This window comes from Nocardioides ginkgobilobae (assembly GCF_054781275.1).
In genome coordinates this window covers 127,819-139,253 of record NZ_BAAGUS010000010.1, presented here as the reverse complement: position 1 = coordinate 139,253, position 11,435 = coordinate 127,819, and the positions used below count along the sequence as shown (strand labels likewise).

General features: G+C 72.1%; 8 protein-coding genes. 7 read left to right on the top strand and 1 reads right to left on the bottom strand.

What is annotated here, in order from left to right; genetic code table 11:
• Nucleotides 1–247 precede the first annotated feature (247 nt).
• A complete protein-coding gene (locus ACYVID_RS11390) occupies nt 248–574 on the bottom strand; it encodes a DUF4190 domain-containing protein (protein ID WP_460737075.1) in 327 nt (108 codons plus the stop codon).
• A gap of 126 nt (nt 575–700) precedes the next feature.
• Between ACYVID_RS11390 and trpC the strand changes: the two genes are divergently transcribed.
• The 7 genes from trpC to ACYVID_RS11355 all read left to right on the top strand — a co-directional run bounded on the left by trpC (nt 701) and on the right by ACYVID_RS11355 (nt 11,375).
• Nucleotides 701–1,495 carry an indole-3-glycerol phosphate synthase TrpC gene (trpC, locus tag ACYVID_RS11385; protein ID WP_460737073.1) on the top strand — a complete coding sequence of 265 codons (795 nt, stop codon included), beginning with the start codon at nt 701–703 and terminating at the stop codon, nt 1,493–1,495.
• Nucleotides 1,492–2,808, top strand: coding sequence for a tryptophan synthase subunit beta (gene trpB, locus ACYVID_RS11380; protein ID WP_460737071.1), 1,317 nt, complete (start codon nt 1,492–1,494; stop codon nt 2,806–2,808). The genes trpC and trpB overlap by 4 nt, the downstream gene beginning before the upstream one ends.
• Nucleotides 2,805–3,614, top strand: coding sequence for a tryptophan synthase subunit alpha (trpA, locus tag ACYVID_RS11375; protein ID WP_460737069.1), 810 nt, complete (start codon nt 2,805–2,807; stop codon nt 3,612–3,614). The genes trpB and trpA overlap by 4 nt, the downstream gene beginning before the upstream one ends.
• Nucleotides 3,607–4,242, top strand: coding sequence for an SCO family protein (locus ACYVID_RS11370; protein ID WP_460737067.1), 636 nt, complete (start codon nt 3,607–3,609; stop codon nt 4,240–4,242). Before trpA ends, ACYVID_RS11370 begins: the two co-directional genes overlap by 8 nt.
• A complete protein-coding gene (gene lgt, locus ACYVID_RS11365; RefSeq protein ID WP_460737065.1) occupies nt 4,242–5,174 on the top strand; it encodes a prolipoprotein diacylglyceryl transferase in 933 nt (310 codons plus the stop codon). Before ACYVID_RS11370 ends, lgt begins: the two co-directional genes overlap by 1 nt.
• A gap of 142 nt (nt 5,175–5,316) precedes the next feature.
• On the top strand, nt 5,317–9,876 hold the full coding sequence (gene gltB, locus ACYVID_RS11360; RefSeq protein WP_460737063.1) for a glutamate synthase large subunit: 4,560 nt from the start codon (nt 5,317–5,319) through the stop codon (nt 9,874–9,876).
• A gap of 32 nt (nt 9,877–9,908) precedes the next feature.
• A complete protein-coding gene (locus tag ACYVID_RS11355) occupies nt 9,909–11,375 on the top strand; it encodes a glutamate synthase subunit beta (protein ID WP_460737061.1) in 1,467 nt (488 codons plus the stop codon).
• The last annotated feature ends 60 nt before the right edge of the window (nt 11,376–11,435 follow it).

The following is an 11,435-nucleotide window of genomic DNA, read 5'->3' as shown; positions in this document are numbered from 1 at the left end:
TCCTATGGGCCCTCCTACGCGACAACCGACCCTTCGAGCCCACCCCGCCAGTCCGGAAACAGCTGGCCCAATCGGCTTGACAAAGTCATTGAGAATCCACCGATTCTCGCCTGCTGCGCGACACCATGCGGGCGCCCTGGCGGCGTTGTCACGCCTCGACGGGCCTGGGGGCCCGCCTTCGGCGCTCCGCCTTGCCAGCGCACCCGCCTGGTGCCGCTCGCGACGGCGACCATCGGTGGATCGAGGCTCAGCTGGTCTCGAACGTGAAGTCGAAGTTGCCGGTGGCGACCAGGATGATCGTGATCACCATGAAGACCAGGGCGATGATGCCCAGGACGAAGCCCGCCTTGGCCAGACCGGCGCCGCCCTTGCCCGTGGTGCTGATCTCGTCCTGCGCCGACCGGCTGAGCAGGATCGCGACGATGCCGAGCGGGCTGCAGCACAGCAGGCCGAGGATGCCGGTCACCAGCGACCAGATCGCCTTCTGCGACGTGCCCGCCGGCTGCGCGCCGTAGGGAGGCTGGGGTGCGCCGTAGCCCGGGGGCGGCGGCGGGGGAGGCTCGTTGTAGCTCATCGGGTTCCTTCGCGTCGAGGACCGCAGGTGCGGTCCGTGGCGTGACCGTACCCGGATCGGGGCCCGCTACGCCGCCCGTGACAGACTCGGAGGAGTCCCTTTCCCCGGAGCCCGGACGGAGCAGCCATGTCGGTCCTCGACGACATCGTGGCCGGCGTGCGCCTCGACCTCGCCGAGCGCGAGGCGGCCCTGCCGCTGGCCGACCTGCGCGCCTCGCTCGCCGACGTCGACCCGCCGCGGGACCCGATGCCCGCCCTGCGGGCGCCGGGCTCGAGCGTCATCGCCGAGGTCAAGCGACGTAGCCCCTCCAAGGGGGCGCTCGCCGACATCCCCGACCCCACCGTCCTGGCGAAGGAGTACGCCGCCGGCGGGGCCGCCGCGATCAGCGTGCTTACCGAGCAGCGGCGCTTCGGCGGCAATCTGGCGGACCTCCGAGCGGTCCGCGCCGCCGTCGACGTCCCCCTGCTGCGCAAGGACTTCATCGTCACCGAGTACCAGCTGGTCGAGGCCCGTGCTGCCGGCGCCGACCTGGCGCTGCTCATCGTCGCCGCGCTCGACGACGACACGCTGCGCCGGCTGCACGACACCGCCGGCGAGCTGGGGCTGACCGTGCTCGTCGAGGTCCACGACGAGGCCGAGACCGAGCGCGCGGTGGCCCTGGGTGCCGAGCTGGTCGGCGTCAACGCCCGCAACCTCAAGACCCTCGCGATCGACCCCGACACCTTCGGTCGGCTCGCCCCCGGCATCCCCGACGACCGGGTGAAGGTGGCCGAGTCCGGCATCTTCGGTCGCGACGACGTCGCCCGCTTCGTCTCCGAGGGCGCCCGCGCGGTCCTCGTGGGCGAGGCCCTCGTGAAGGACGGCGACCCGCGCGCCGCCGTCGCCGCCATGACCGGAGTCATGACAGGAGCAGGAGCATGACCGACCTCACCACCAGCCCGGCGGGAGCCGTGACCACCGTCGAGCGCGGCCGCTTCGACGCCGACGAGCACGGCTGGTTCGGCGAGCCCGGCCTCTTCGGCGGCCGCTTCATGCCCGAGGCCCTCGTCGCGGCGCTCGACGAGCTCACCGAGGCCTGGCAGGACGCGATGGCCGACCCGACCTTCGTGGGGGAGTTCGACCAGGTACTGCGTGAGTACGCCGGTCTTCCCAGCCCGCTCTTCCACGCCCGCCGCCTCAGCGACATGGTCGGCTGCCGGGTGCTGCTCAAGCGCGAGGACCTCAACCACACCGGTGCCCACAAGATCCGCAACGTCATCGGGCAGGCGCTGCTGACCAAGCGGATGGGCAAGAAGCGCGTCATCGCCGAGACCGGCGCGGGCCAGCACGGCGTGGCCAGCGCCACCGCGGCGGCGTACTTCGGGCTCGACTGCACCGTCTACATGGGCGCCGTCGACACCCGCCGCCAGGCGCTCAACGTGGCCCGCATGCAGCTGCTCGGCGCCACGGTCGTGCCGGTGGAGTCCGGCAGCGCCACGCTCAAGGACGCCATCAACGAGGCCCTGCGCGACTGGGTCTCCAGCGTCGACCACACCGCCTACCTCTTCGGCACCGCCGCCGGCCCGCACCCGTTCCCGAGCATGGTGCGTGACTTCGTGCGCGGCACCGGCGACGAGGCGCGTGCCCAGTGCCTGGAGCAGTTCGGCGTGCTCCCGGACGCGATCGGTGCCTGCGTCGGCGGCGGCTCCAACGCCATCGGCCTGTTCACCGCCTTCCTCGACGACCCCGAGGTGGAGGTCTACGGCTTCGAGGCCGCGGGCGACGGCGTCGACACGCCCCGGCACGCCGCGACCATCCACGCCGGCGAGAGCGGGGTGCTCCACGGCGCCCGCACCTACGTCCTGCAGGACGAGGACGGCCAGACCAAGGAGTCCCACTCGATCTCCGCGGGCCTGGACTACCCCGGTGTCGGACCCCAGCACGCCCAGCTGGCCCACAGCGGCCGGGCGACCTACGTCCCCGTGACCGACGCCGAGGCGATGGAGGCCTTCGCCCTGCTGGCGCGCACCGAGGGGATCATCCCGGCCATCGAGTCGGCCCACGCGATCGCCGGCGGCCTGCGCGTGGCCGAGCGGCTCGCCGCCGAGAAGGGCCAGGACGCCACGATCCTGCTCAACCTCTCGGGCCGCGGCGACAAGGACATGGGCACCGCCATCGAGTACTTCGGGCTCGGCGAGGCCGACGGCCGGCAGCCGCAGCCCCAGGGCGCGGCCGCGCAGGGGGTCCAGGCGTGAGCGTCGCCGAGGCCTTCGAGAAGGCGCGCTCGGAGGGCCGTGCGGTCCTCGTGGGATACCTCCCCGCAGGCTTCCCCGACGTCGAGGGCGGCATCGACGCCCTGCTCACGATGGTCGAGGCCGGTTGCGACGTCATCGAGGTCGGCGTCCCCTACACCGACCCCGTCATGGACGGTCCCACCATCCAGGCCGCGGCCCAGCAGGCGCTGGAGAGCGGCTTCCGGATCGGCGACGTCTTCCGCACCGTCGAGGCCGTCGCCGCCACCGGCACCCCCACCGTGGTGATGACCTACTGGAACCCCGTCGAGCGGTACGGCGTGGACCGGTTCGCCCAGGCCCTGGCCGACGCCGGGGGAGCAGGCCTCATCACCCCCGACCTCACGCCGGACTACGCCCCCGAGTGGATCGAGGCCGCCGACGAGCGCGACCTCGACAAGATCTTCCTCGTCGCACCGTCGTCCACGGACGCCCGGATCGAGTCGACCGTCGCGGCCTCGCGCGGCTTCGTCTACGCCACCGCGGTCATGGGCGTGACCGGGGCCCGCGCCAGCACCAGCGACCTCGCCGGGCCGCTCGTCGAGCGCACCAAGCGTGCTGCCTCCGCGCACGAGCTGCCCGTGGGCGTCGGGCTCGGCGTGAGCAGCGGCGACCAGGCCGCCGAGGTGGCGTCGTACGCCGACGCCGTCATCGTCGGCTCCGCGTTCGTGCGCACGCTGCTCGACCACCCGGACGACCGCGCTGCCGGTCTCGCGGCGCTGCGCGCGCTCACCGAGGACCTCGCCGCCGGCGTACGACGCCGTGCCTGAGCGGTCCGTCGGGCCCGGCCGGCGCGCGGTGCTGGCCGGTGGCCTGGGCGTGCTCCTGGCCGCCGCGCTGAGCGCCTGCGGGGGCGACGAGCAGCCTGCCGGCACGCTGACCGCGGCGCCGGTCGACCCGCCCTTCGAGCTGGCCGACGTGCCGCTCGCCACCACCGAGGGCGGGGAGCTGAGCCTGGCCGAGCCGGGCGCCCGGCTGAGCCTGGTCTTCTTCGGCTACACCAACTGCCCCGACGTCTGCCCCCTGGTGATGTCGTCCATCGCGACGGCGCTGACCAGGCTCGAGCCGGACGAGCGCGAGCAGGTCCAGCTGGTCTTCGTGACGACCGATCCCGCGCGCGACGACGAGGAGCGGCTGCGTCGCTACCTCGACGGCTACGACCCGACCGCCGTCGGGCTCACCGGCGACCTCGACGCCATCAAGGGGTTGGCCGAGAGCGTGGGCATCTTCGTGGCCGACGCCGAGGAGCTGGCCTCGGGCGGCTTCGACCTGGGCAGCCACGGCTCCCAGGTGGTCGCCGTGGACGGCGAGGGCAGGGCCCCGGCGTTCTGGCGCCAGGACGTCTCGTCGGCCGACCTCGCCTCCGACATCTCCCTGCTGCTGAGGAGCGACTCGTGATGCCCGACCTGCTGCTCCAGCTCGGCGTCCTGTCGATCCCCAGCCCGTCCGAGGGCACGTGGTACCTCGGGCCGCTCCCCATCCGGGGCTACGCCCTCTCGATCATCCTCGGCATCGTCGCGACGATCTGGATCGCCGAGCGCCGCTGGGTGGCGCGCGGCGGCGTGGCCGGCGACATCCAGGACCTCGCGATCGTCGCGGTGCCCTTCGGCCTCGTGGGTGCGCGGCTCTACCACGTGGCCACCGACGCCGGCCGCTACTTCGGCGAGGGCGGCAACCCGTGGGAGGCGCTCTACATCTGGCGCGGTGGCCTCGGCATCTGGGGCGGGATCGCCTTCGGCGTGCTCGGCATCGTCGTCGCGGCCCGCCGCCAGGGGGTCCGGGTGCGTCCGCTGCTGGACGCCCTCGCTCCCGCGGTGCTGGTGGGCCAGGCGATCGGCCGGTGGGGCAACTGGTTCAACCAGGAGCTCTACGGCCGCCCCACCGACCTGCCCTGGGGCCTGGAGATCGACCCGCGCAACTGGCCGGCCGACCAGACCTTCGAGCTGGGCACCACCTTCCACCCGACGTTCCTCTACGAGTGCATGTGGAGCCTGGCCGCCTTCGCGGTGCTGGTCCTGCTCGACCGACGCCTGCGCCTGGGCCACGGCCAGGTCGCCGCGCTCTACGTCATGCTCTACACCGCCGGGCGCGGCTGGATCGAGATGCTGCGCATCGACGACGTGCAGCTGACCGACGTCGGTGGGCTGCGGTTCAACGTGTGGACCTCGATCGTGCTGTTCGTGCTCGCCACGGCCTACCTCGTCTGGTCCCGGCGGCGCCACCCCGAGCGCGAGGAGCAGGTGCTCACCGACGAGCGCCTGGCCGCGCTGGCCGCCGAGACCGCCCAGGACCCCGTCCCACCATCTGGCGGCGGGTCCGTCCGCGACTGAGGCGGCGTAACCCCCTGGTAACCTGAGATCTCCGCACGTGGGCCAACGTCGTCCCCTGCACCCGGAGGCCGCACACGCGGGCTCCACCACCACGACGCCGGTCGGCACCCGCCCCGGCGAGACGACGACGGGAGAACGCCCGGTGCCCTACCAGCACGCATTCCCGCCGCCCCAAGGGCTCTACGACCCCCGCCACGAGCACGACGCGTGCGGTGTGGCCTTCGTCGCGACCCTGACCGGCGTCGCCAGCCACGACATCGTGGCCAAGGCACTCACGGCCCTGCGCAACCTCGAGCACCGCGGTGCCGCGGGCGCCGAGCCCAACTCCGGCGACGGCGCCGGCATCCTGATGCAGGTCCCCGACGCGTTCCTGCGCGACGTGGCCGCCGAGGCCGGCATCGACCTCCCCGCCCAGCACGCGTACGCCGTCGGCACGGCCTTCCTGCCCGGCGACGAGGCCCAGGTCGCCTCGCAGGTGGCGCGCATCGAGGAGATCGCCGCCGAGGAGGGCCTGGCCGTCCTCGGGTGGCGCGACGTCCCGACCGACCCCTCGGTCCTGGGCGCCACCGCCCTCGGTGTGATGCCGACCTTCCGCCAGCTCTTCGTCGCCGGGGCGACGCAGCGCGTCACCGGCATGCAGCTGGAGCGGATGGCCTTCTGCCTGCGCAAGCGCGCCGAGCGCGAGACCGAGGTCTACTTCCCCTCGCTGTCCTCGCGCACGATCGCCTACAAGGGCATGCTCACCACCGACCAGCTCGACAAGTTCTTCCCGGACCTGGTCGACGAGCGCGTCGCCTCGGCCCTCGCGGTGGTGCACTCGCGCTTCTCCACCAACACCTTCCCGAGCTGGCCGCTGAGCCACCCGTTCCGGTTCATCGCGCACAACGGCGAGATCAACACCGTCATGGGCAACCGCAACTGGATGCGCGCCCGTGAGGCGCTCCTGGAGTCCGACCTGATCCCGGGCGACCTTGAGCGGCTCTACCCGATCTGCACCCCGGGCGCCTCGGACTCCGCGTCCTTCGACGAGGTCCTCGAGCTGCTGCACATGGGTGGGCGCTCGCTGCCGCACTCGGTGCTGATGATGATCCCGGAGGCGTGGGAGAACCACGCCGAGATGGACGAGAAGCGCCGCGCGTTCTACGAGTTCCACGCCAGCCTCATGGAGCCGTGGGACGGTCCGGCGTGCGTCGTCTTCACCGACGGCGACCAGATCGGCGCCGTGCTCGACCGCAACGGCCTGCGCCCCTCGCGCTACTGGGTCACCGAGGACGGCCTGGTCGTCCTGGCCTCCGAGGTCGGCGTGCTCGACCTCGACCCGGCCACGGTCGTCCGCAAGGGCCGCCTGCAGCCGGGCCGGATGTTCCTGGTCGACACCGAGGAGCACCGCATCGTCGAGGACGAGGAGATCAAGAGCTCCCTCGCCGCCGAGCACCCCTACGACGAGTGGCTGCACGCCGGCCTGGTGCACCTCGACGACATCCCCGACCGCGAGCACGTGGTCCACACGCATGCCTCGGTCACCCGCCGCCAGCAGGTCTTCGGCTACACCGAGGAGGAGCTGCGGGTCCTGCTCACGCCGATGGCCAACACCGGCGCCGAGCCGATCGGCTCGATGGGCACCGACACCCCGATCGCCGCCCTGTCGGAGAAGCCGCGGCTGCTCTTCGACTACTTCGCGCAGCTGTTCGCCCAGGTGACCAACCCGCCGCTGGACGCGATCCGCGAGGAGCTCGTCACCTCGCTCAACGGCACCATCGGTCCCGAGGCCAACCTGCTGGACCCGACCCCGGCCTCGTGCCGCCAGGTGGTCCTGCCGTTCCCGGTCATCTCCAACGACGACCTGGCCAAGATCCGCCACATCAACCGCGACGGCGACATGCCGGGCTTCATCACCCACGTCTCGCGCGGCCTCTACGAGGTCGAGGGCGGGGGAGCGGCGATGGCCGCGCGGATCGAGGAGATCTGCGCCGAGGTCAGCGCCGCGATCGCCGACGGCGCGCGCATCATCGTGCTGTCGGACCGCCACTCCACCGCCGAGCTCGCACCGATCCCGTCGCTGCTGCTCACCGGCGCGGTGCACCACCACCTGGTCCGGGAGAAGACCCGCACCCAGGTCGGCCTGCTCGTCGAGGCCGGTGACGTCCGCGAGGTGCACCACGTCGCCCTGCTCGTCGGGTACGGCGCCGCAGCGGTCAACCCCTACCTCGCCATGGAGTCGGTGGAGGACCTCGCGCGCGAGGGCTTCTACGTCAAGGCCGAGCCCGAGGTCGCGGTCGAGAACCTGGTCAAGGCGCTCGGCAAGGGCGTGCTCAAGGTGATGTCCAAGATGGGCGTCTCCACGGTCGCCTCCTACACCGGTGCGCAGATCTTCGAAGCCGTCGGCCTCTCGCAGGCCGTGGTGGACAAGTACTTCACCGGCACCACCTCCAAGCTGGGCGGCATCGAGCTCGACGTGATCGCCCAGGAGGTCGCGCTGCGGCACCGCACGGCGTACCCCCGCGGCGGGATCAGCCCGGCGCACCGCGAGCTCGAGGTCGGCGGCGAGTACCAGTGGCGCCGCGAGGGCGAGCCGCACCTCTTCGACCCGGAGACCGTCTTCCGCCTCCAGCACGCCACGCGTGCCGGCCGGTACGACGTGTTCAAGCAGTACACCTCGCGCGTCGACCAGCAGTCCGAGCGGCTGATGACCCTGCGCGGGCTCTTCGCCTTCAAGGACGCCGCCTCGTTGGGCCGCCAGCCGGTTCCGATCGAGGAGGTCGAGCCGGTCTCGGAGATCGTCAAGCGCTTCTCCACCGGTGCGATGTCCTACGGCTCGATCAGCTCCGAGGCCCACGAGACCCTCGCGATCGCGATGAACCGGCTGGGCGGCAAGTCCAACACCGGTGAGGGCGGCGAGGACCCCGAGCGGCTCTACGACCCCGAGCGGCGCAGCTCGATCAAGCAGGTCGCGAGCGGCCGGTTCGGCGTGACGTCGGAGTACCTCACCAACTCCGACGACATCCAGATCAAGATGGCCCAGGGCGCCAAGCCCGGCGAGGGCGGCCAGCTGCCTGGCCACAAGGTCTACCCGTGGGTGGCCAAGACCCGGCACTCCACGCCGGGCGTGGGCCTGATCAGCCCGCCGCCGCACCACGACATCTACTCGATCGAGGACCTGGCGCAGCTGATCCACGACCTCAAGAACGCCAACCCGAGCGCCCGCGTCCACGTGAAGCTGGTCTCCGAGGTCGGCGTCGGCACGGTGGCCACGGGTGTCTCCAAGGCGCACGCGGACGTGGTGCTCATCTCCGGCCACGACGGCGGCACCGGCGCCTCGCCGCTGACCTCGCTCAAGCACGCCGGTGGTCCCTGGGAGCTCGGTCTCGCCGAGACCCAGCAGACCCTGCTGCTCAACGGGCTGCGCGACCGGATCGTCGTGCAGGCCGACGGCCAGCTCAAGACCGGTCGCGACGTCGTCGTGGCCGCCCTGCTGGGCGCCGAGGAGTACGGCTTCGCGACCGCCCCGCTGGTGGTCTCGGGCTGCATCATGATGCGGGTCTGCCACCTCGACACCTGCCCGGTGGGCGTCGCGACGCAGAACCCGGTCCTGCGCGAGCGCTTCTCCGGCAAGGCCGAGTACGTCGTGAACTTCTTCGAGTACGTCGCCGAGGAGGTTCGCGAGTACCTCGCCGAGCTGGGCTTCCGCACCCTCGACGAGGCCATCGGCCACGTGGAGGCGCTCGACGTCCAGCCGGCCGTGGACCACTGGAAGGCGCACGGGCTGGACCTCAGCCCGATCCTGCACCTGCCGGACACCTCGGCCTTCCCCGACCAGGACCTGCGCTGCACCAAGGAGCAGGACCACGCCCTCGAGGCCTCCCTCGACATGACCGAGCTGGTGCCGCTGTGCCAGCCGGCCCTGGAGAAGGGCGAGCCGGTCCGGGCGCAGCTGGCCATCCGCAACGTCCACCGCACCGTCGGCACGATCCTGGGCCACGAGGTGACCAAGCGGTACCGCGGCGAGGGACTGCCGGACGGCACGATCGACCTGACCTTCACGGGGTCGGCCGGCCAGTCCTTCGGTGCCTTCGTGCCGCGCGGCATCACGCTGCGCCTCGAGGGCGACGCCAACGACTACGTCGGCAAGGGCCTCTCCGGCGGCCGGATCGTGGTGCGTCCCGACCGGGCGGCGACCTTCCGCGCCGACGAGCAGATCATCGCCGGCAACACGATCGCCTACGGCGCCACCTCGGGTGACATCTTCATCCGCGGCGGGGTCGGCGAGCGCTGCTGCGTGCGCAACTCCGGTGCCTGGGTCGTGACCGAGGGCGTGGGCGACCACGCCGCGGAGTACATGACCGGCGGCCGCCTGGCGGTGCTCGGCCGGACCGGGCGCAACTTCGCGGCCGGCATGTCCGGCGGCATCGCCTGGGTGCTGGACCTCAAGGACTTCCGGGTCAACAAGGAGCTCGTCGAGCTCGGCCCGGTCGTCGGCGAGGCCGCCCGCGAGCTGGAGTCGATGGTCCGCGCGCACGCCGAGGAGACCGGTTCCGAGGTCGCCGCGGAGCTGCTCGAGGACTGGGAGACCTCGCTGACCCGGTTCACCGAGGTCATGCCCCGGGACTTCCGGATCGTGCTGGAGGCCAAGGCGAAGGCCGAGGCCGACGGCCTGGACGAGAACGAGACCGCACACGCGATGATGGAGGCCCTCCATGGCTGAGCGGAGCGAGGACATGAAGGAGGCGGCACAGCATGGCTGACCCCAAGGGATTCCTGAAGGAGGGTCGCAAGGTCGCGACCCGCCGCCCCGTCGAGGAGCGCGTCAAGGACTGGGACGAGGTCTACCCCGACGGGATCGGCCGTGCCCTGCTGCCGATCATCACCCCGCAGGCGGGGCGGTGCATGGACTGCGGCATCCCCTTCTGCCACCAGGGGTGCCCGCTGGGCAACATCATCCCGGAGTGGAACGACCTGGTCTGGCGCGACGACTGGGAGGGCGCGATCGAGCGCCTGCACGCGACCAACAACTTCCCGGAGTTCACCGGTCGCCTCTGCCCGGCCCCGTGCGAGACCGCCTGCGTCCTGGGCATCAACCAGGACCCGGTGACGATCAAGAACGTCGAGGTCTCGATCATCGACAAGGCCTGGGAGTCCGGGTTCGTCCGGCCCCAGCCCCCGGAGTGGCTGTCGGGCAAGACGGTCGCCGTCGTCGGCTCCGGCCCCGCCGGGCTGGCCGCTGCCCAGCAGCTGACCCGGGCCGGCCACACCGTCGCGGTCTACGAGCGGGCCGACAAGATCGGTGGCCTGCTGCGCTACGGCATCCCCGAGTTCAAGATGGAGAAGAAGCACCTCGACCGGCGCCTGGACCAGATGCGCCGCGAGGGCACCGTCTTCCGGGCCGGGGTCGACGTCGGCGGTGAGCTCACCGGCGACAAGCTCGTGGATCGGTACGACGCCGTCGTGCTGGCGATGGGCGCCACCGAGCCCCGCGACCTGCCGGTCGAGGGGCGCGAGCTGGGCGGCATCCACCAGGCGATGGAGTTCCTCCCGCAGGCCAACCGCTCGGCGCTCGGGGAGTCCGTCGAGGGCCAGATCATGGCCACCGGCAAGGACGTCGTCATCATCGGTGGCGGTGACACCGGCGCGGACTGCCTCGGCACCTCGATCCGCCAGGGTGCGCGCTCGATCACGCAGCTCGAGATCATGCCGCACCCGCCGGAGAGCCGGCCCGAGAGCCAGCCGTGGCCGACGTACCCCATGACCTACCGGGTCTCCTCGGCCCACGAGGAGGGCGGGGAGCGGGTCTACGCCGTCTCGACCAAGAAGTTCCTCGGCGACGAGGACGGCAACGTCCGCGCCCTGGTGCTGGCCGAGGTCGAGTTCGTCGACGGGAAGCTCACGGAGGTCGAGGGCACAGAGCGCGAGATCCCGGCACAGCTGGTGCTCTTCGCGATGGGCTTCCTGGGACCGGAGAAGCCGGGCCTCGTGGAGCAGCTCGGTGTCGAGCTCGACGAGCGCGGCAACGTCCGGCGCGGCTCGGACTACCAGTCCTCGCGCCCGGGTGTCTTCGTGGCCGGTGACGCCGGCCGCGGCCAGTCGCTCATCGTCTGGGCCATCGCCGAGGGCCGCGCGGCGGCGTCGTACGTCGACGCCTTCCTCACCGGGGAGACCGCGCTGCCGGCCCCGGTCAAGCCGACCGACCGTCCGCTGATGGTCTGACGGCGCGGCCCGCAGGGGCAGCACGTGCACCGGCAGGGACCGGCGACCGCGAGGTCGCCG